The 21142-nt window shown below is 32.8% G+C and carries 20 protein-coding genes, 2 pseudogenes and 2 other annotated features (1 of these 24 cut by a window edge); of the genes and pseudogenes, 1 reads left to right on the top strand and 21 read right to left on the bottom strand.

All coding sequences use genetic code 11. The features are described from left to right. Nucleotides 1-23: 23 nt before the first annotated feature. The 15 genes and pseudogenes from secDF to AOB58_RS01600 all read right to left on the bottom strand — a co-directional run bounded on the left by secDF (nucleotide 24) and on the right by AOB58_RS01600 (nucleotide 12188). Nucleotides 24-2300, bottom strand: coding sequence for a protein translocase subunit SecDF (gene secDF, locus AOB58_RS01665; protein ID WP_064782862.1), 2277 nt, complete (start codon nucleotides 2298-2300; stop codon nucleotides 24-26). Nucleotides 2301-2662: 362 nt separating this feature from the next. After that, a complete protein-coding gene (gene yajC / locus AOB58_RS01660; RefSeq protein ID WP_002507416.1) occupies nucleotides 2663-2923 on the bottom strand; it encodes a preprotein translocase subunit YajC in 261 nt (86 codons plus the stop codon). Nucleotides 2924-2941: 18 nt separating this feature from the next. Beyond that, nucleotides 2942-4080 (bottom strand): annotated as a pseudogene (gene tgt / locus AOB58_RS01655) (tRNA guanosine(34) transglycosylase Tgt). A gap of 20 nt (nucleotides 4081-4100) precedes the next feature. Further along, entirely contained in the window at nucleotides 4101-5126 is a 1026-nt protein-coding gene (gene queA / locus AOB58_RS01650) for a tRNA preQ1(34) S-adenosylmethionine ribosyltransferase-isomerase QueA (protein WP_064782861.1), read from the bottom strand. A gap of 2 nt (nucleotides 5127-5128) precedes the next feature. Beyond that, nucleotides 5129-6129: pseudogene (gene ruvB / locus AOB58_RS01645) on the bottom strand (Holliday junction branch migration DNA helicase RuvB). Between the two features lie 31 nt (nucleotides 6130-6160). Beyond that, nucleotides 6161-6763: a Holliday junction branch migration protein RuvA gene (gene ruvA, locus AOB58_RS01640; protein WP_064782860.1), complete on the bottom strand. Its 603-nt coding sequence runs from the start codon at nucleotides 6761-6763 to the stop codon at nucleotides 6161-6163. Between the two features lie 12 nt (nucleotides 6764-6775). Beyond that, a complete protein-coding gene (locus AOB58_RS01635; RefSeq protein WP_064782859.1) occupies nucleotides 6776-7231 on the bottom strand; it encodes an ACT domain-containing protein in 456 nt (151 codons plus the stop codon). 11 nt (nucleotides 7232-7242) lie between these two features. Beyond that, nucleotides 7243-8538 (bottom strand): GTPase ObgE, encoded by a 1296-nt coding sequence (gene obgE, locus AOB58_RS01630; protein ID WP_021339114.1) that lies wholly within the window; start codon nucleotides 8536-8538, stop codon nucleotides 7243-7245. A 131-nt stretch (nucleotides 8539-8669) separates the two neighbouring features. Then, nucleotides 8670-8954, bottom strand: a complete 285-nt coding sequence (gene rpmA, locus AOB58_RS01625; protein WP_002507409.1) for a 50S ribosomal protein L27 — start codon at nucleotides 8952-8954, stop codon at nucleotides 8670-8672. A gap of 11 nt (nucleotides 8955-8965) precedes the next feature. After that, nucleotides 8966-9286, bottom strand: coding sequence for a ribosomal-processing cysteine protease Prp (locus tag AOB58_RS01620; RefSeq protein ID WP_002507408.1), 321 nt, complete (start codon nucleotides 9284-9286; stop codon nucleotides 8966-8968). A gap of 2 nt (nucleotides 9287-9288) precedes the next feature. Then, nucleotides 9289-9597, bottom strand: a complete 309-nt coding sequence (rplU, locus tag AOB58_RS01615) for a 50S ribosomal protein L21 (protein WP_002507407.1) — start codon at nucleotides 9595-9597, stop codon at nucleotides 9289-9291. Nucleotides 9598-9610: 13 nt separating this feature from the next. Continuing rightward, nucleotides 9611-9684: a sequence feature (ribosomal protein L21 leader region), on the bottom strand. 29 nt (nucleotides 9685-9713) lie between these two features. Further along, nucleotides 9714-10238 (bottom strand): rod shape-determining protein MreD, encoded by a 525-nt coding sequence (mreD, locus tag AOB58_RS01610; RefSeq protein ID WP_002507406.1) that lies wholly within the window; start codon nucleotides 10236-10238, stop codon nucleotides 9714-9716. Further along, on the bottom strand, nucleotides 10238-11080 hold the full coding sequence (gene mreC, locus AOB58_RS01605) for a rod shape-determining protein MreC (protein ID WP_064782858.1): 843 nt from the start codon (nucleotides 11078-11080) through the stop codon (nucleotides 10238-10240). Before mreC ends, mreD begins: the two co-directional genes overlap by 1 nt. Nucleotides 11081-11500: 420 nt before the next feature. Further along, a complete protein-coding gene (locus AOB58_RS13610) occupies nucleotides 11501-11659 on the bottom strand; it encodes a hypothetical protein (protein ID WP_021339112.1) in 159 nt (52 codons plus the stop codon). Between the two features lie 70 nt (nucleotides 11660-11729). After that, complete coding sequence (locus AOB58_RS01600; RefSeq protein ID WP_064782857.1) at nucleotides 11730-12188, bottom strand: DUF4930 family protein; 459 nt, start codon at nucleotides 12186-12188, stop codon at nucleotides 11730-11732. Nucleotides 12189-12335: 147 nt separating this feature from the next. On the opposite strand from AOB58_RS01600, the gene AOB58_RS13260 reads away from it, so the two are divergent. Further along, entirely contained in the window at nucleotides 12336-12515 is a 180-nt protein-coding gene (locus AOB58_RS13260; protein ID WP_071561853.1) for a hypothetical protein, read from the top strand. Between the two features lie 149 nt (nucleotides 12516-12664). On the opposite strand, the gene AOB58_RS01595 is transcribed toward AOB58_RS13260, so the two are convergent. From AOB58_RS01595 to AOB58_RS01570, 6 genes are all read right to left on the bottom strand, one after another. Continuing rightward, nucleotides 12665-12946: a hypothetical protein gene (locus AOB58_RS01595; protein ID WP_064782856.1), complete on the bottom strand. Its 282-nt coding sequence runs from the start codon at nucleotides 12944-12946 to the stop codon at nucleotides 12665-12667. 154 nt (nucleotides 12947-13100) lie between these two features. Further along, the gene (locus AOB58_RS01590; protein ID WP_021339109.1) at nucleotides 13101-13949 is read right to left on the bottom strand and encodes an aldo/keto reductase; all 849 of its coding nucleotides are present in this window, start codon (nucleotides 13947-13949) and stop codon (nucleotides 13101-13103) included. A gap of 235 nt (nucleotides 13950-14184) precedes the next feature. Then, on the bottom strand, nucleotides 14185-15456 hold the full coding sequence (locus AOB58_RS01585; RefSeq protein ID WP_064782855.1) for a hypothetical protein: 1272 nt from the start codon (nucleotides 15454-15456) through the stop codon (nucleotides 14185-14187). 383 nt (nucleotides 15457-15839) lie between these two features. After that, nucleotides 15840-16658: a squalene/phytoene synthase family protein gene (locus AOB58_RS01580; RefSeq protein WP_064782854.1), complete on the bottom strand. Its 819-nt coding sequence runs from the start codon at nucleotides 16656-16658 to the stop codon at nucleotides 15840-15842. A gap of 315 nt (nucleotides 16659-16973) precedes the next feature. Then, nucleotides 16974-18236: a bifunctional folylpolyglutamate synthase/dihydrofolate synthase gene (locus AOB58_RS01575; protein WP_021339103.1), complete on the bottom strand. Its 1263-nt coding sequence runs from the start codon at nucleotides 18234-18236 to the stop codon at nucleotides 16974-16976. A gap of 11 nt (nucleotides 18237-18247) precedes the next feature. Then, complete coding sequence (locus AOB58_RS01570; protein ID WP_064782853.1) at nucleotides 18248-20878, bottom strand: valine--tRNA ligase; 2631 nt, start codon at nucleotides 20876-20878, stop codon at nucleotides 18248-18250. A gap of 44 nt (nucleotides 20879-20922) precedes the next feature. After that, nucleotides 20923-21142: a binding site (T-box leader), on the bottom strand; it runs 22 nt beyond the window's last position.

The following is a 21142-nucleotide window of genomic DNA, read 5'->3' as shown; positions in this document are numbered from 1 at the left end:
AAAGTACTTACATCCTGTGCAACTTATACTAAGATTTTTTCATCATTTGATTTTTTCTCTTTATAAACGACAATCTTATGATCATCTGATTTTTTAAGTTGACGTTTCTTCATAATGCCCCATAACGGTACTGCGATAAACACAGATGAGAACACACCTGAAATCAGACCGATAAGTAAGGCTAATGAGAAGTTAAAGATACTTGGTGCACCAAATGCCAGTAACGAAATAACTACGATAACTACTGTTAAAACAGTATTGATAGAACGTGTCATTGTCTGACGAATCGATCTATTAACAATATCGTCTATTTGAGATTTCTTCGTAATTACTTTTACTTTGTGTAAGTTTTCCCGGACCCTATCAAATGTAACAATCGTATCATTGATAGAGTAACCAATAATCGTTAATACTGCAGCGATAAAGGTAATATCCACCTCTAATCTGAATAAACTAAATACAGCAACAATCATAAATGCATCATGTAGTAATGCAATTACGGATGATAGCCCCATACGCCACTCAAATCTAAATGTAGTATAGATAATAATACCAATAGCAGCATATACAAGTGCAAACATAGCATTTTTAGCAAGTTCCCGACCAATCACAGGTGAAACCGTATTGACCGTTGGATCATTACCAAATTCATTATCTATAGTACTCTTAATTTTAGCAACTTCATCTTTAGACAAATCATTTTTAAATTGCACGGTTGCATTTTGTCCATTTTCACCTAATGAAACCTGAGATGGTTTGAAATCTTTATCTTCAAGTGTTTGAGTTACTTTTTCCTCTGACACTTTATTTTCAGATTCAAAATCAACTCTCGTACCACTTGTGAAGTCAATACCTAAATTTAATTTGAAAATGAAGAGAATGATGGCACCAACAATGATAATAATGGCACTTAATGATAACAATGGTTTCGCTAATTTCATAAAGTCCCAGCGCTCATATGGCGTTCTCAAATCATGAATATCTTTTTCTTCATTGATATTATGAATATCTTTCTTGTTTACACCAAATAACCAATATGCTTTTTTGAAGTAATTAGATGACACAAGTAGTGATAATAGCCATCTTGATAGGAACACTGCTGTTACGAAGATCATTAAGATACCAATAAGTAACATTGTTGCGAAACCTTTAACTGAACTTTCACCAAAGAAGAACAACACTGCGGCTGCGATAACAGTTGTTAACTGTGCATCGAAAATGGTTAAGAAAGAACTCTTATTCGCCTTTTTATAAGCTTGTTTGAGCGTCCGTCCAATTTTGAGCTCATCTTTAATCCGCTCATACATTATAATGTTCGCATCGACAGCCATACCGACACCTAACACTAAAGCTGCTAAACCTGGTAATGTAAGTACACCAGATATAAAGTTAAATGCTACCATTGTTAGGTATATATACGCCGTTAGTGCAATAATTGCTACTAAACCTGGTAAACGGTAGAAACCTAACATGAATAGATAAATTACTGCGATACCAATTACAGCAGCAAATACTGTTTTATCTAATGCATCTTGACCAAATTGGGCGCCAACTGAATTAGAATAAATCTCATTTAAATCTACTGGTAAGGAGCCTGCATTTAATAAATCAGCAATTTGTTTTGCCTCTTTAATGCCTTCTTCACCGTTAAATCCACCTGAAATTTCAACACTATCAGAGTTAATTGGTTTATCTACTGAAGCAGCTGAAACGAATTTCGGATCTTTTTTAGTCACTTCTTTATGGTAAGAATCGCCTTTTTCGTAATCTAACCAAACAACCATGACGTTTTCATCTTTTTTCGAAATTTCTTCAGTTACTTTTTTAAATTTATCACTATCTTTTAATTGGAAAGTAACTGCTGGTTGATTCGTATTCTCTTTGAATTCTTGTTTTGCTGAACCTTGTTGAATATCTTTACCAGTCAATTTGATATTATCATCTGCATCACGAATCGTTAAATTTGCTTGTGATGATAAAACATCCCGCGCTTCAGTCTGGTTTTTAACACCAGCAAGTTGAACACGAATCCTATTTTTATCTTCGACTTGAATTTTCGGCTCGGAAACACCTAAGACGTTGACACGGTTTTCAAGCGTTTTCGCTGTTGATTTAACCGCTTTATCGTCAATTTTATCATCTTTTTGTAAAGGATCTACTTGATATAAGACCTCAAATCCACCTTGTAAGTCTAAACCAAGACTAACGTCTTTAACTACACTCTTATAAGTAAATGCCATAGCTCCCAACAACAGAGCTACCAACACTATGAATGCAACTATTCTACTACTCTTCTTCACTTAAACACCTCATTGTAAGCTTATGTTATAAGAATACTTGATTAAATCATTTTAATGCAATTTTATACAATCTATACATTTTTCTAAACGACCTTATTATCTTAACATATTACAACGTGTGTAAAAACTAACTCAACTATTTTGTATTCATAACTTAATTGTAAGCGTTATTAACTTTTTAAATTGTTACAAGAATATTACTCGTTTATACGTTAAGCTATGATGATTATATACTAGGTCATTTTAAATTATAACACTATATCAGCATATTGTTTAAGAAAGTATATATGATTTCCATTAATGTTTCAGTAGAATATGTCAATAAAAAAGAACTGATATTTTCATATCAGTTCTTTACTTTATTATGAAGGATCAACTTGTTTTATAGCAGGTTTTTCTAAAGTGATTTCAGTACCGTTGCCATTTAAAGTTAATACTACTGTAGTTTCATCTACTGCACGAACAGTACCTTTGATACCACCGATTGTAGTTACATGTTGGCCAGAACTTACTTGGCTAATCATTTCACGATGCTCTTTCGCTCTTTTTTGTTGTGGTCTGATTAAGAAAAACCACATTAATGCTAATAATAAAATTGGTAATATTAATGAAGTAAATTGCATTATTTTATTTCTCCCTTGTTAAAAGTTTTTTGGGTTGTCTACATTAAGTCCATACTGTTCAAAGAATTCTTCTTTAAAATCAAGAAGACGATCTTCACGAATAGCTTGTCGTACATTTTCCATTAATTTTAGCAAGAAATGTAAATTATGATAAGTAGTAAGACGGATACCAAAAGTTTCTTCTGCTTTAATTAAATGTCTTATGTAAGCTCTACTATAATTTTTACAAGTATAGCAGTCACAATTTTCATCAAGTGGTCCTAAATCTTCTGCATATTTAGCATTTTTAATAGTCACTCGTCCATGTGAAGTCATACAAGTGCCGTTACGTGCGATACGTGTTGGTAGTACACAGTCAAACATGTCTATACCTCGAATACTGCATTCAATCAATGCATCTGGTGAACCCACACCCATTAAATAACGCGGTTTATCCTTCGGCATAAATTGTTCAGTATGCGTCACCATATCGTACATTACTGGCTTAGGCTCTCCTACAGACAAGCCACCAATTGCATATCCTGGAAAATCTAAAGCAACTAATTCCTCAGCGCTTTGTTTTCTAAGATCTTTATATTCTCCGCCTTGTATAATACCAAACAAAGCTTGATCTTCAGGTCTCTTATGTGCTTTCAAACATCTCTCAGCCCATCTAGTGGTTCTTTCAATAGAATCTTTCACATATTTATATTCGGCAGGCATTGGAGGACATTCGTCAAATGCCATCATAATATCTGAACCTAAATCATTTTGAATCTCTGTAGCTATCTCAGGACTCAAAAATAGTTTCGATCCATTTTTGTGATGACGAAACTCTACGCCTTTTTCAGTAATGTTTCTCAAATTACTTAAGCTAAATACTTGGAAACCGCCAGAATCAGTCAGTATAGGACCATTCCAGTTCATGAACTGATGTAAGCCCCACTCTTTTTGATAATATCATTTCCTGGCTGTAACCACAAATGATAAGTATTCCCTAAAATGATTTTCGCTTCCATCTGATGTAATTCTTCTGGACTCATTGTTTTAACAGTTGCTTTTGTTCCTACTGGCATAAACATCGGTGTTTCAAATGATCCATGAGGTGTGTGTACAATACCTAGACGCGCACCTGATTGCTTACAAGTTTTAATATGCTCATACGTTACTGCTGGCATATAAAATCTCCTTTCATTCCCTAAATAATTAACATTGCATCTCCGAAACTAAAGAATCTGTATTCTGATTTTACCGCTTGTTGATATGCATTTAAAATATAATCTCTACTACTGAAAGCAGATACTAGCATTACAAGCGTTGATTTTGGTAAGTGAAAGTTTGTAATTAAACCATCAATTGCCTTAAATGTATAGCCTGGGAAGATAAAGATATCTGTCCAGCCGCTTTGAGCTTTAAATGCCTCATTTGTTTGCATAATCGTTTCTAATGTCCTAGTTGAAGTTGTACCTACAGAAATTACACGATGTCCTTTAAACTTGGTTTCATTTAACAACTTCGCTGTTTCTTGGTCCATTTGATAATATTCACTGTGCATTTCATGATCGTCAATATTATCTACACTTACAGGTCTAAATGTACCTAAACCAACATGTAGTGTAATGAATGCGATGTTAATACCTTTTGCTTTTATACGATTTAATAATTCGTCAGTAAAATGTAACCCTGCTGTTGGTGCTGCTGCAGACCCAGATGCTTTGGCATAAACAGTTTGATAACGATCTTGATCATCTAAGCGCTCTTTAATATAAGGAGGTAACGGCATTTCACCAAGCTCATCTAAACGCTCTTGTAATATGCCCTCGTAATGTAGCCTCATTATACGACCACCTTGATTTAACTCCTCAATACACTCAGCAACTATTTTGCCATCGCCGAACGATAATTTGTTACCAACTTTGATTCTTTTTGCAGGTTTTAATAATACTTCCCAATCATTACCAGAGATTTGTGTCAGCATTAGCATCTCTACTTTTGCACCAGTTTCTTCTTTCAAACCAAACAAACGAGCTGGCATTACTCTTGTATCGTTTAATACAAGTGTGTCACCTTTATCTAAGTAATCAATGACATCTTTAAAATGTTTATGTTCAATATCACCAGTTTGTCTGCCAAGAACTAATAATCTACTCTCATCTCTGTTTTTCAGAGGTGTTTGTGCTATCAATGCTTCAGGCAAATGATAATCAAATGCTTCAATATCCAAGCTTATTCCCTCTTTCCATTCTTGCTAAAATGTTCAAATGCATAAGGTGTCGCTTTCCGTCCTCTTGGCGTACGCTCAATAAATCCTTTTTGAATTAAAAAGGGTTCATATACATCTTCAATTGTAATGCGTTCCTCACCAATAGAAACAGCTATCGTATCCAAACCAACAGGTCCGCCTTTATACTGCTGCAATATACAATTCATCATTTTATGATCAATGTAATCTAGCCCTTCATCATCTACTTGTAATAACTGCAGAGATTGCTTTGTAGTATCTATGCTAATTGATTCATCTTCCTTCACTTGTTGAAAATCACGTACACGTTTTAACAAACGATTGGCAACCCTTGGCGTACCTCGACTACGTTTAGCTAATTCCGTTGCACTTTCTTTATCGATAGACGTTCCCAATACTTCAGCAGTACGCATAATGATTTCTTCTAATTCAGGTTCTTCGTAATACTCTAATCTGAGATGAACACCGAATCTATCACGTAAAGGAGCTGTTAAACTACCCGCTCTTGTAGTAGCACCTATTAAAGTAAATGGAGGCAAGTCTATACGAATACTTCTCGCTTCTTCTCCTTTACCAATAACGATGTCCAAAAAGAAATCTTCCATTGCGGGATATAATACTTCTTCAACAACACTACTTAACCTGTGAATTTCATCAATAAATAAAACGTCTCCTGGTTGTAAACTAGAAAGAATCGCCGCTAAATCACCTGGCCGTTCTACAGATGGCCCAGAAATCGTTCTAATATTTACTTCCATTTCATTCGCAATGATGTTAGACAAAGTCGTTTTACCTAATCCAGGGGGCCAAATAATAGGACATGATCTAACGGCTCTTGTCTCATTTTAGCAGCTTTAATAAACACTTCTAAATTCGATTTAATCGCTGATTGTCCAATATATTGACGTAACCTTGTTGGTCGTAAAGAAAGTTCAAATGAAGATTCCTCTTCATGTACTGATTGGTCTACCATTCTATCATCCATTACATTCCCCCCTTTTTAAATATAGTAATATTTATGATATAAGTAATTGTAATCCTCTTTTAACTGCATCATCGACAGATTCAAATGATTCTTTAGTTAATGTTTTTTCGACTTTAGTCAATTCACGTTTAGAATAACCTAATGCTTCTAATGCTAGCATTGCTTCTTTAACAATTGCAGTTGCGCCATTACTATCAATCCCCATGTTTAATAGCTGACTGCTATCTACTTCGTTAATCTGAACCTTACCTTTAAGATCCAAGACAATTTGGCGTGCAGTTTTTTTACCTATTCCAGGGAATTGTGTTAAATAAGCATCATTTTCATTCTCGATGGCAATTTTGACGTCATTCGGAGAACTACTTGCTAAAATAGCTAGTGCAGATTTCGGACCTATGCCAGTTACTTTTATCAAGCTTAAAAACATATCTTTTTCTTCTTGATTTATAAAGCCATAGAGCAACTGTGCATCTTCTCTTACGATAAGTGAAGTGTGAATCACAACTTCTTGATCCATTTGTTTTTGAAAACGATAAGAATTAGGTGTTTGAATCTCATATCCTACACCTGATGCTTCAACCACCACGTGTGTAGGATTCAATTCTGTTAATGTGCCTTTAATATATGCGTACAAGTTTACACTTCCTTATATAGTCATACTAATTAATTCAACTTTAGAAATATGATCAATAATTTTTAAAGCTTCCATTACATCATCAATTTCCAAATCCGTACCCTTCGCATCTAATGAAAGTGTGATTGTTGCTCTTCCATCCATTGGAATACTTTGGTGAATGGTTAATACAGATAAGTGTAAACTAGATAATGTATTTAATACTTGTGCCAACATGCCTACGATATCATTGACATACAATATTAATGTAAACTCTCTCGTTGATTCCATTTTTTCATCAATCGGAAATATAGTATCTCGATATTTATAAAATGCACTTCTAGATAAATCAAACTGTTTGACTGCTTCAAATATGGACAATGACGGATTATTTTTTAATACATCTTTAATTTTTAAAGTTTTTACAACTGATTCTGGTAAAACATCTTCTCTAATTAAATAAAACTTTTTATAGTCTTTTTTGTCCAAATTAAGCACTCCTATTCAACAAATTCAAATTCTCCGCCAAGTATCCTTACAATATCACCATTTTCACAACCGCGTGCTCTCAACGCCTCATCAATGCCCATAGAGCGCATTTGACGCGCGAATCTACGTACTGCCGGGTCACTATTGAAGTCAGTCATCTTGAACATTCTTTCAATTGCTTTACCACTTACAACGTATGCAGCATCATCATCTCTAGTAATTGTGAAGTTATCTTGACTTGGCGTATGTTTATACAACACTCTGTTAACACCCAAATCTTCCTCTTCTTCTTTACTAAAGTCAATGTCTTTCACTTCTTCTAATTTATCTGCAATTGCATATAAGAGTTCGTCTATATGATCATGCATTACTGTAGATAAAGGAATAATATGAATACTATCATCATTCAATTCTTCTTTAAAAATTTCTAAGTTATCTTCAGCATTTGGCATATCCATCTTATTTGCTACAACGATTTGAGGTCTCTCTTCTAGACGATGTTCATAAGCACTTAATTCTTCATTAATTACTTTATAATCTTCAAATGGATCGCGACCTTCAGAGCCACTCATATCAATCATATGAACAATAACTTTTGTTCTCTCAACGTGTTTTAAAAATTGATGACCTAATCCTACACCTTCAGACGCACCTTCAATAAGACCAGGTAAATCTGCCATTACAAAACTTCTTTGATCTTTTGTGGAAACAACACCTAAGTTAGGTTTAATTGTAGTGAAATGATATGCACCAATTTTCGGTTTGGCTTTAGATACTATTGAGAGTAAGGTAGATTTACCCACACTCGGAAAACCTACTAATCCTACATCGGCTAGCAATTTTAACTCTAGCGTAACCTCTATTTCTTCACCTGGTTCTCCATTTTCACTAAAATCAGGTGCAGGGTTTCTTGGAGAAGCGAAACGAGAGTTACCTCGGCCTCCACGACCACCCTTAGCTACAGTTGCACGTTGACCATCTTCAACTAAATCTGCAACAACTTCCTCTGTTTCAACATTTTTCACAATTGTGCCTGGCGGTACTTTTAAAACTAAGTGATCTGCATTTTTACCATGCATATTACTTGTTTGACCAGCGCCACCTCTATTAGCCTTGAAATGTGTTTGATATCTAAAGTCTAATAAAGTTCTTAACCCTTCATCAACTTCAAATATAATTGACGCACCATTACCACCGTCGCCACCAGCTGGGCCACCAAATGGAATATATTTCTCTCTACGATAGGCTGTTATACCATTACCGCCATCACCTGCTTTGAGTGATATTTTAACTTGATCGACAAACATGATTTCACCTCTTTTTCTAAAAACTTAATTTCCATATCTTTTATATTATATCATTATCTTGCCTACTAGAAAATAAAGACAAAAAAATTAACACCAGAAGTCATAACTTCTGGTGTTAATGGTGACAAAAACTACTCAGCTGCTGCGTAAACAGAAACTTGTTTTTTGTCGCGACCTTTACGTTCAAATTTAACAACGCCGTCGATTTTAGCGAATAATGTATCGTCGCCACCACGACCAACATTTTCACCAGGATAGATTTTAGTACCACGTTGGCGGAATAAAATTGATCCACCTGTAACGTATTGACCATCAGCACGTTTAGCACCTAAACGTTTTGACTCAGAGTCACGTCCGTTTCTTGTAGAACTTACCCCTTTTTTAGATGCGAAGAATTGTAAGTTTAATTTTAACATTGGGTTGCACCTCACTTATAATTTAGTCTGATATTTTCTTTATATTCTTCTTCAATTGTTTGCAATGATACTAACATTGCCTGAAGAATTAATTGCGCTTTTTCATTTGTAGCATCGACACTTCTTACGTGGAAATGTCCACCGTCATCATTGTAATCAATGTCTGGCTTTTCGCTTGTTAATCCCATGATAGCATTAACGCTTCCGAAAATAACTGCGGATGCACCAGCACAAACTATATCATGCCCGTATTCGCCATGTTCTGCATGACCATCCATAATAACATCAGTTACTTGACCAGCTTCGTTCAATGTAACATCAACAGTAATCATGATTAAGCGTTGATTTTGTCGATAGTTAATTTAGTGTAAGGTTGACGATGACCTTTTTTACGTTTTGAGTCTTTACGACGTCTGTAAGTGAATACAGTGATTTTTTTACCGCGTCCTTCTTTATTAGCAGTAGCAGTAACAGTAGCACCCTCAACTGTTGGCGCACCAACTTTAACTGAGTCTCCACCTACAAATAATACTTTGTCAAAAGTGAATGTATCACCTTCGTTTAAATTTAATTTTTCAACGAAGATTTCTTGTCCTTCTTCAACTTTTAATTGTTTTCCACCTGTTTCGATAATAGCAAACATACTTTGCACCTCCTATAATTTTAAGTCACGCCAAATGCAGGTGACATAAATGTACTTGAACCTGAATCTGAGCGGTTGTATGTAGCTATGAACTACTCAACTACTGCATTTTAGCATTAGGATTTCTTACTGTCAATCTTCAATTGCACTTTTCTTAGGAATTTCATAATAATTGGGAATAAAATTGTAAGTAAAATTAAATTTAATATAAATGTAGGTATTAATCTAAATATAATAAAATCTATAAACACAAAATTAATAAGCCCTAAAATACTATACATAATTGCTACATAAATTTCTAAGAAGACTGTACTAAGTACAATAATGATAAACAGCATTGTATGATCTCTATAAAATGTTTTGAAGAAAAAGTCCATGATGACTACAAATAAAATATAGCCAAATAGATATAGACCATAAAAACTGCCGAAATATAAATCTGTAATTAGGCCTAATACTACTGATAAAACCATCGCTACACCAAAACTTCTATACACACTTAGCATCAAAATGTACATGATCGTTAAATGTGGCACGAAAATAATATCTTTATCTCCTATTTGCATTGGTATAACAAGTCCAATTGCAGTATCAATATAAAACAATACAATACCAATAAGAAAGTAGTATAATGCGCGCATTAATTATCCCCGCTTTCATTATCTGGTATTGTTTTAGGGTCTCTTTTAGCAACATAGACGTGGTTTAAGTCTGCTAAACTTGCAGCTGTCTTCACTCTTACTTCTTTAGATAAACCGTACTCATCATTTTCAACTTTAGATACTTCACCTATGTAAATACTGCTAGGAAGTTGATCTGCTAAGCCGCTCGTAACAACTTTATCTCCTTTTTTAATACTATCTTTATTATTTATATCTGTAATTACAAGTTCTTCATTCTTAGCATCATAATGATCTATTAAACCAAAAACGTTTTCTCCATCATGTTGGATGTTTACAGACAATCGATTAGCACGAGTGTTCGTTGAGATTAAATCTACTTGAGACGAGAATTGATTTACTTTAGAGATGCGGCCAACTAATCCTTCTGAAGTCATCACAGCCATATTGTTTTCTATTCCATCTTTAGAACCTTGGTTTATAACCAATGTATTCATCCATTGGTCAGGATTTCTAGATAGTACTGTGCCAGAAATCGGTTCATATTTTGAAATATCTTCAATATCTAATTCTTTTTTGTAAGTTTTATTTTCTGCTTTTAGTCTTTCATTTTCAGCTTCTAATTGCTTTACCTTACTACTTTGTTCTTCTGAACTTTCTTTTGCAAAGAGATTACCGATAGATCCTGTTACAAAATGTACAGGATAGCTGACTGCTTTTTGACCAAAAGCAACAGTATCTCCTACATACTGTTCTACTGGTGATTGCGTTTGTGAACGCAAAGATACACCAATTAAGGCTATAAACACAATGATTGCACACAGTATAACAATCAATTTGTTGTTTTTAAAAAACTTTGACAACCTGAACACCTCTATTAACCAACTATTTTATATTCTTATTATCATTTTATATCACTAGTGTTACGAAATAAAGCACGAACCCTAATATTCCACAACAAAATTTATCCTACGTTGAATCACTAGTTTAACTAGATTAAGCGAATACACTTCATGTTTTGATTAAAATGAAATAAATTAAACGATACATTGTATTATAACAATACTTACAGTCAATAGTGTATTAAAAAGTTTTGATTTTCTGAATAGTAATTAATATATTATTTTTGTTTAAAAATTAAGTTTAAATACTTTTTGAGGCAAACACATGCATTTATGGCTTATACACTTAATCTTTTTATATATGCTCATATAAGAATTACAATTGCCTTTAAGGTTTAAAGCATAAAAAAACGCCTCTACCATAAGAGACGTAAACTTACTTTAGTTATTTTCTTTTTCATCTGAATTGTTGTCGTCAGTTGATTTTTTAGCTTTTTTCTCATCTTCTTCATATAATGTTTCTTTTTTACGCCAACGTGCAAATAAATTTTGTGCTTTAGCTTGCTCAGCCATTTTCTTATCTTTAGACTGTTCACTCATAATTGGACACCAACCTTTAACGTTTTTACTTATTTAAGGCTAACGCATTTCACCCTATAATTCAAACGCATTACTCGTAGTTAGATTGTGGTTGTAGTTCAATATGCGCTCCTAATTGATTTAAATCTTGTTCCATTTCGATTTCTGTCTTATAAACACGAAGTGAATCTGAGCCAAATTTATAGATAATAAACTCATCGCCACGTTGACCAGCCAAGTATTCATCAGTATAACCCATTCTTTCTAAACCTGAAACTGACATAAACTCTTTTTTATTAATCCAATCAAACACATTTTTCGTTTGACTAAATGGTACATTATTAAGGATGTCATTATCTTCTACTGAATAACGTTTGCCACCTGTCAAATTTTGTTGGGGTGCTTCATTATTCATAGATGGCTTATCGTCATGTACTGGGTTCCATTCTTGGTCTTTTAAAAAAGGTGCATATTTTAATGCGAAAAGTACAATTGCTACTATCGCTATGACAGCTATAATGTTTTTAACAATACTGAAAATAAACCACATGAACCATCCTCCTATCAAGTCACTCTAAATTATAATTTTTCACGGTCGAATTATCATCAGTCTCTAGAAGTATTTAAAACTTAACTATAGACTGATGCATATGCCATATTTTCATAGTACAATGTTTTTAAAGGGAGTGAATACAGAATGAGTATTTTATCTATAATCCTGCTTGCACTCTTAGTCATACTACTATTTAGAGTAGGTTTATCAATTTTAAGATTTATAATATATATTGGGATTATTGTGTTATGTATATATTTGGGTTACCAAGGTATTCTTTGGTTAATGGAGAATTTTAACACTTATTTCAATTTCATAAATTAAAATTTTAGCGCTTAAGGATTAAATTATCCATTAAGCGCATTTTTTGTACTATTAGATTTAAAAATTTTAATACTTTTACTTCAAATATGTAAAAATTACAAATTACCACTTACAAAACTTAACATATACTATAGAAACTTGTCATTTACTTACTTTCCTACACCATTACTTAACACTTGATAAACATAATAACAGCCACTTAATAATAGTGCCCATATGATCGCTACCGCTATAGCACTCAATAAATAAATCCATATCGAAGTTGAGGTGTGATTAAATACAACGAATAAAATAGTTGTAATTACACCCCCTATAACTGAAACAACTATGGCAATACCTGTTCTTTTCAAATTAATTGCTTGGCGCTTTTTGGTAAGTTGCATAAGATACACTACAGGTAACAATAACCCGATTAATAAGATACTTCCCAATATATAATCCTCCTTATATAACATCTTGATTATACATTACCTTGACGCATACCGGAAGATTAATGTACTCCATAAAACAAATATGTCATATGTAAAAAAAGACATCCCTTCATAAGAACAGGATGTCATTAATATATAATGTTGATTTAAATGCTTAAACAAACTCTTCATATTCACGCGGATTTTGACCTTCAACACGACCGCTTTCACCTTGATCTAAAGCATCAATCTTATCTAAGTCTTCTTGTTCTAATTCAAAGTCAAGATAATTATAATTTTCTTGTTGATGTACGTCATCACTCGATTTAACAATTGGAAATACGTGGTTTTGATTAACCCAGTTAATAATCACTTGAGCGGGCGTACGATCATATTTATCAGCAATAGCTTTAATCGTATCATTCGTAAGAACATCATTAATTTCACGTCCTAAAGGACTCCATGCTTCTGATAAAATACCTCTTTTATCATTTTCTGCTATTAAATCTTTATTATTGAAATACGGTTGTATCTCTATTTGATTGGTAGCTGGTGTCACTCCTGTTGCTTCAATAATTTCATCTAAATGTTCAGGCATAAAATTAGAAACACCAATTGTTTTAATTAAACCATATTTCTGTGCATCGACTAATGCTTTCCAGGCCTCAACGAATTTACCTTGTTTCGGATTCGGCCAATGTATTAAGTATTTGTCAAAATAATCTAACCCAGTACGATAAAGTGACTCTTGAATTAGATTAATCGCTTTATCATATTCATGAGCAGCGCCTGGTAATTTAGCACTTACATAAATCTGTTCTCGAGGAATTGACGAACGACGAATTGCTTCGCCTACCATACCTTCATTGTTATAATTAGTTGAAGTATCTATTAAGCTATAGCCTATATCAATTGCATTTATTACTTGATTAACGCCTTTTCCGCCTTGAATATTCACCGTTCCTAATCCTATATGAGGTAAAGTTGATCCATCATTTAAACGAAACTCATCATACATTGTCATTCATAATCCTTCCCTTCTTCCATGTATTTAAAAATCAGCATAAACAAGTTGATTTTATATTCGTTACTTTCTATTTCTACCCGTTTTAATAATTTAATAATCTGGGAAAATATTCAGACTATCAAAATCGATGGATGTTTTAATTTATATAATCGTTATATTATTTTTTCAACGACAAAAGACAAACTAAGTAATAACTGTATTAGTTTGTCTCCTTTTGATATAAAGTTAGTTTTTAGTACTCATTACTCTCTACTTCATACTTAATATTTAATTGTTTTAATAACTTATTTATTTCCAATTCCAATAACGGTTGTTCAATGTCTCTAACTAAATTTATATATAACTTATTATCATAACTTAACATACTGCAGTTGTATGGCGTTCGTGATCGAGTGTTAAGTATACAGTCTACTCTATCTATATATTTATCCATTTCCGTTGGCATTCGAATTAATCCTAAATTCGACAGAGTTAAGCATGTTGTTTTTTCGCTAAATAAAAATGAACGCTTAAGAAAATATTGCTTGATAAATAATGGCAACATTTTAATGAATATACTATTCTGTATGCTCACATTTTTCTGAATCCTTGTTCGTAAATTATCTTCCGATAATCCTGACTTAAGTTGATTATCAATAATTTTAATAATTTCATTCAAAGTATAATCTTGAACTTTAGGATTAATTTGAGGTTTCATATAGAGGACAAAATTACGTAACGTATTTTTATGGAACACATTTCTTAAATCAATAGGCAAGAAGATTTTAATATCTTTCTGACTTTGTGTTTTCATTTCCTCTTTTTGCAAATTTATTAGCCCCATAATTATCATTGAAGCTACTAAAACAGTTAAACTTATATTCATGTCTTTAGCTATTTTCTTTATATCTACTATATCAATAATATATTTTTCTGTTTTTAATTTGTTTATTGTTTTCCCTTTTAATTGGTATACTTGGTTATTCTTAAAAGTAACTTTATTTTTTTGTTTTATTTTAATATCTTTGTAGTTGTCTGCTATTTCATCTTTACTAGGATGCTCATTAGTATCTAATATATCTTCTCTATCTTTTAAATGTAGGCCTTCTTTTCGTTTAAGATATTCATAAACTAATGATTTCAAAAATACCATGCCACCTTTACCATCAGTCAATGAATGAAATAATTCAACATGTATACTTTTTTCTGAATATAATACGCGAAAACTACTTTTATATAAATCCTTTTTCGACATATACTTTAATAGTTTTGTATCTTTTTCTATAATGGGTGCTTTATAAACTGGTTCTAGATAATACCAAAAAATACCTTTGGATATTCTAGCTGCAATTGTAGCGAATCTTTCTGTAACTACATTTAAAGCCTCTTGTAATATGGCTGGGTGTATTTCTTCTTTTAAAGTAATAGATAACCTAAATATATTTAACCAGCTTTTATTATGAGAAGCCATATGAATAATTGCTGTGTTATCAAGTTTTACTTTATACTTTTTTCGATTATGCATATATTACACTCCTCTTAATAGTTTAGATTACCTATAAATATTCTGTATATATGACATGAATGCTATATTAAAAAGCAATTTCATAACAAAATTCTAATTTTCTATAATAATCATTTTCTACAAAATCAGTAGGTTTAACCTTAGTATTATTTGCTTCAAAATACTCTAGATTAGCTATTTTCAAAACATAAAAAGCGCATAACCTCTACAATTTAAATGATTAATCAATTAAATAAAATAAAGATTACGCGCTTCTGTATAATAAACATATGTACATTTAACTATGGATACAGAAAAACACAATCAGCCATTCTGTATTCATAAATTAATATGCTATTTATTGTTGTTATTTTTAAAAATAACATAATTCATTATTTTCGATACTATTTTTTCTTAACTTCTTCTACAGTTTCTTCCACTTCTTTACGTGTTATTTTTTCACGGCCATTTTTCATAGCTTTTAAAGATTTATGTGCAAGTGCTAAAGGTAAACGTGCGAACAATATAATCGTTCTCTTATGGATTGAATCGATATATGCATTTGCTTTTGCTAAGTTTTCATCTGCATAATCAAACAGGTCTGCACGACTCCAACCATCCGGTACAAAACTCACACCACGTTCATCTAAATCTTCTTTCTCATTTCGTAAAATGTTAACAGCTTGAAGTCCACGTCCATAACCAATGGCTAAATCGCGATCTGTTTTTTCACCAGCACACAATTCCCATAGTTCTGACAGCATGACACCAACACGTCCTGCAACGTAATATGTATATTCATCTAAATCTTCACGTGTATGAACATCCCAGTTTGCTTTCGCCCATTTTGCCATACCGAATGCCATCTCGCTTGAACAATCTAAAACAATTGGCAAAGTTCTGTCAGGACATGCGTCTATCCACTCACTTAAACGGAGTGTAACTTCAGGCATGATATCTTTCACAGGACCCAGTATCTCTAGATATTTTTCTTCATCGAAAGGTTCTCTAAATAATTCACTCACTTGCATTAAAATTGTATATTTTAAATCATTATCTACTTCTTCATGATCCTCAATCTCATCAATTGCTCGTAGTATTAAATATGCAGATGCTACTGAATGTTTTAATTCTTTTTCTAAAAAGGTAATCGGAATATAAAACGTACGACTTGTTTCTTTCAGTACACGCATTGCATCCTTTGGAAATTTCTTTTCTGTCATGTTAATCTTTCCCTCCCTTTTGTAAATACTATCATATTATTACAAATTAAAATAGGAATTGCTAAATGGATAAAAAAGCACTAATAATTATCTGGTTTAAACGACGTATAAATTACAATTTATACAAAATATGAAAATATTCAACTTTTAAAATTTTCCATAAAACTACTATATAAAAAAGCTAGTTACTTTTACATTAAAGTTAGAATAAATCATTAATCCTGACTCAATAATGTAAAATAATAACTAGCTTTCTTATTGAAAAAATCTTTATTAAATTAATATCAGCACAGATTCACTGTTGTTAAATAATATCTAAAAATTAACTTTCGCTTTAACTTCACTAATGAAATATAAACTTCCAGTTATGATTAATCCATCACCTTCATATGTTTCAATAAACTTCACATAATCATCAACAAGTTCTTTTTGATCAAATCGTATTTCTTCAAAAATAGCATCTTTAGTTAATGCTCGAGGAAAATCAAAATCAGTAACATAAAACGTTGAAGCAATTGTTTTAAGTTGGTCTACCATCGTATTAATTGGTTTTCCTTTCACTGCAGAAAATAATATATCTAGACTATCAACGTGATAATAATCTTTCATTGTACTAATCAAAGCTTCAACACTTTCAACATTATGCGCACCATCAACAATCATTAAAGGCTTTTCTTTAACTTGCTCAATTCTCCCAGTCCAGCTTACTGATTCAATACCATCTATCATCTTATTGAAATCTAAATCAACAATACCTGATTCGTTTAGTTCAATAAGTGCAGTTATTGCTAAAGCTGCGTTTTCTTTTTGATGCTCACCCAACATATTTAATAGTAAGGTTTCTAATTCATAGTCTTTATAACGATAAGTAAATTCTTCTTCTTGTGAAACGATACTAATATCACGATCAAACTCTATGCCTTCAGTATTCTGTTGCTCAACGCAGCCACGAATTACTTTAAGCGCATCTTCATTTTTCACTGCATAGATAATTGGTGTATTAGGTTTAACGATTGCGCCTTTATCTTTTGCTATATCCGTATAAGTATCTCCTAGAATTTCAATGTGGTCTAGTCCTATACTTGTGAGAATTGTTAATATCGGTTTAAAAACGTTCGTTGAATCATTTTTAATCCCTAATCCCGCTTCAACTATTACAAAATCAACGGGGTGTAATTCACCAAAGTATAAAAACATCATCGTAGTAATGATTTCAAATTCAGTGGCTGTTCCAAGCTCTGTTTCAACTTCTAATGCTTCGCTTACTGGTTTTACTTTTTGAACTAATTCAACAATATTGTCATCACTAATCGGTATCCCATTTAAACTTATACGCTCATTAAAGGTTTCAATAAATGGCGAAGTGAAAGTACCCACTTCATATCCATTATCAACAAGCGCTGATCTTAAATATGCAACTGTGGATCCTTTTCCATTTGTGCCACCTACATGAATACCATTTATATTAAATTGAGGATTGTTTAATCGTTCTAACATCCATTCCATACGCTTAACGCCTGGTTTAATGCCAAATTTAGTTCTTTCATGTATCCAATATAAGCTATCTAGGTAATTCATGTTTAGGACTCCTATGCTTTTAATTGATTAATTCGTAATTTAACACCCTCGTATTTTTCTTGATATGTTTGTTTTTTCTCACGTTCTTCATTGATTACTTTTTCAGGTGCTTTATTAACGAAGTTATCGTTTGCTAATTTTTTATTAACACGATCCAATTCTTTTTCCCATTTCCCAAGTTCGTTTTCTAATCTCTCAATTTCTTTATCCATATCGATTAAACCTTCAAGTGGTAAGACAACTTCACCAGCTGTAGTAATAGATGTCATTGCTTTTTCAGGTATTTCAACTGCTGTATCGATTGTAAGTTCACTAGGATGACAGAATCTATCTATATAATTTGAATTATTTAATAGTGTATTTTTAATATTTTCATCTTTTGCTTTAATGAAAATAGGTATTGCTTTAGATAATGGTGTGTTTACTTCCAAACGTGATTGTCTAACAGATTTAATTATTTCAACAAGTTGTTGCATCGTTTCTTTACTTTCATCAAAAATCAATGCATCGTTCACTTTAGGCCAAGGTGCATTAACAATTGTTTCACCTTCATGTGGCAGATTTTGCCAAATTTGTTCAGTAACAAATGGCATGAATGGGTGTAACATTCTCATAGTATTATCTAACACATAAGTTAGTACAGAACGTGTTACTTGTTTCTGAGCTTCATCATCGCTATTCATTGGTATTTTACTCATTTCAATATACCAATCACAAAAATCATCCCAAATGAAATTATAAAGCGTACGACCAACTTCACCAAACTCATACTTGTCACTTAAATCCGTAACGTTAGCAATCGTTTCATTTAAACGCGTTAAAATCCACTTATCTGCTAATGATAAATTACCTGATAAGTCTACATCTTCAACTTTAAAGTCATCGCCAATATTCATTAAACTAAATCGAGCTGCATTCCAAATTTTATTGATAAAATTCCATACAGATTCAACTTTTTCAGTAGAGTAACGTAAATCATGACCTGGTGAAGATCCAGTTGCTAAGAAATATCTCAGACTATCTGCGCCATACTCATCGATAACATCCATTGGATCAACACCGTTACCTAGAGACTTACTCATTTTACGTCCATCTTCTGCACGGACCAATCCATGTAATAATACATCATTAAAAGGACGTTTTCCAGTAAATTCTAATCCTTGGAAGATCATTCTTGCAACCCAGAAGAAAATAATATCATAGCCAGTTACTAATGCATTCGTTGGGAAGTAGCGTTGGAAGTCTTCAGCTTCAACATCTGGCCAACCTAATGTTGAAAATGGCCATAATGCACTAGAGAACCAAGTGTCCAATACATCTTCGTCTTGCGTCCAATTTTCAATATCATCTGGTGCTGCTTCACCGACATAAATTTCTCCAGTTTCATTGTGATACCATGCTGGAATTTGATGTCCCCACCATAATTGGCGTGAAATTGTCCAATCTCTAATTTCTTCCATCCAACGGTTAAATGTTTTTTCGAATCTTGCAGGTACAAAGTCGATTCTATCATCAGTTTTTTGATTATCTAATGCTTGTTCTGCTAAAGGTTTCATTTTTACAAACCACTGTGTAGATAAATAAGGTTCTACAACTGCCCCAGAACGTTCAGAATGTCCAACAGAATGTTCATGCTCTTCTATTTTAATAACTAAACCTTCAGATTCTAAATCTTTTACAAGCTGTTCACGGCAGTCAAATCTATCCAAGCCTTCGTATTTACCAGCTTTGTCATTCATCTTACCAGATTCATCCATGACAATAATACGCTCTAAGTCATGACGATTACCGATTTCAAAGTCATTTGGATCATGCGCAGGTGTCACTTTCATTGCACCACTACCGAATTCAATATCCACATAATCGTCTGCTAAGATAGGCAATTCTCTACCAAGTATTGGTAATATAACTTTTTTACCAATGACATCTTTATAACGATCATCATTAGGATTCACAACAATCGCAGTATCACCAAGCATTGTTTCAGGGCGTGTCGTAGCAATTTCTATATATCCTTCGCCATCTGCATAAGGGTATTTAAAATGATAAAATTTACCTTGTACATCTTCATGAATAACTTCAATATCTGATAATGCAGTACGAGCGATAGGATCCCAGTTTATAATATATTCTCCGCGATAGATTAAATCTTTATTATACATATCAACGAATACTTTATTAACTGCTTTACTCAAACCATCATCTAATGTAAATCTTTCTCTGCTGTAGTCTAAACCTAATCCTAGTTTAGCCCACTGTTTTCTAATAAATGTAGCGTATTCTTCTTTCCAGTCCCACGCTTGTTCAAGGAATTTTTCACGTCCTAAATCATGACGAGATAATCCTTGTTCATTTAATTTAGCTTCTACTTTTGCTTGTGTTGCTATACCAGCATGATCCATACCTGGTAAATACAAAGTATCATAACCTTGCATACGTTTCATGCGTGTAAGTATATCTTGTAAGGTTGTATCCCAAGCGTGCCCTAGATGTAATTTACCAGTTACATTGGGTGGCGGAATAACAATTGTGTAAGTTTCTTTGGTATTATCTTCAGATGCTTTAAAATAGCCTTTATTAAGCCATTCTTCATAGCGCCCTGACTCAACTTCGTTCGGATTATATTTTGGTTTCATTTCCATTCGTTAAAATCCTCCTTAAAATAAAAAAATCCGCCCTATAAATATTATAGGACGGATTTCCCGTGGTACCACCTAAATTCAAGAAATTAGTTCACTAATTTCAAGCACTTAAAATTATGATTAACGCTCAAACACGCTTCAACCTAATTTACATACAATCACCTTGTAGTATTTCAGCTAAAGTTCAATGTGGGCTACCTTCAATAAGTTAAACTGTACATTTTCAGCAAACATGTACTCTCTGTTAAATCTAAGCCTATTTAC

The organism is Staphylococcus sp. AntiMn-1 (genome assembly GCF_001663395.1).
Classification (GTDB): Bacteria; Bacillota; Bacilli; order Staphylococcales; family Staphylococcaceae; genus Staphylococcus; species Staphylococcus equorum.
This window is presented reverse-complemented; position numbering and strand designations above follow the sequence as displayed.

Bases quoted from the DNA above. Each gene is read 5' to 3' on its own strand.
- yajC (WP_002507416.1), bottom strand. From the start codon at position 2,923: ATGCAATTTACTTCATTAATATTACCAATTTTATTATTAGCATTAATG.
- obgE (WP_021339114.1), bottom strand. From the start codon at position 8,538: ATGTTTGTCGATCAAGTTAAAATATCACTCAAAGCAGGTGATGGCGGT.
- rpmA (WP_002507409.1), bottom strand. From the start codon at position 8,954: ATGTTAAAATTAAACTTACAATTCTTCGCATCTAAAAAAGGGGTAAGT.
- AOB58_RS01620 (WP_002507408.1), bottom strand. From the start codon at position 9,286: ATGATTACTGTTGATGTTACATTGAACGAAGCTGGTCAAGTAACTGAT.
- rplU (WP_002507407.1), bottom strand. From the start codon at position 9,597: ATGTTTGCTATTATCGAAACAGGTGGAAAACAATTAAAAGTTGAAGAA.
- mreD (WP_002507406.1), bottom strand. From the start codon at position 10,238: ATGCGCGCATTATACTACTTTCTTATTGGTATTGTATTGTTTTATATT.
- AOB58_RS13610 (WP_021339112.1), bottom strand. From the start codon at position 11,659: ATGAGTGAACAGTCTAAAGATAAGAAAATGGCTGAGCAAGCTAAAGCA.
- AOB58_RS01600 (WP_064782857.1), bottom strand. From the start codon at position 12,188: ATGTGGTTTATTTTCAGTATTGTTAAAAACATTATAGCTGTCATAGCG.
- AOB58_RS13260 (WP_071561853.1), top strand. From the start codon at position 12,336: ATGAGTATTTTATCTATAATCCTGCTTGCACTCTTAGTCATACTACTA.
- AOB58_RS01590 (WP_021339109.1), bottom strand. From the start codon at position 13,949: ATGACAATGTATGATGAGTTTCGTTTAAATGATGGATCAACTTTACCT.
- AOB58_RS01585 (WP_064782855.1), bottom strand. From the start codon at position 15,456: ATGCATAATCGAAAAAAGTATAAAGTAAAACTTGATAACACAGCAATT.
- AOB58_RS01580 (WP_064782854.1), bottom strand. From the start codon at position 16,658: ATGACAGAAAAGAAATTTCCAAAGGATGCAATGCGTGTACTGAAAGAA.
- AOB58_RS01575 (WP_021339103.1), bottom strand. From the start codon at position 18,236: ATGAATTACCTAGATAGCTTATATTGGATACATGAAAGAACTAAATTT.
- AOB58_RS01570 (WP_064782853.1), bottom strand. From the start codon at position 20,878: ATGGAAATGAAACCAAAATATAATCCGAACGAAGTTGAGTCAGGGCGC.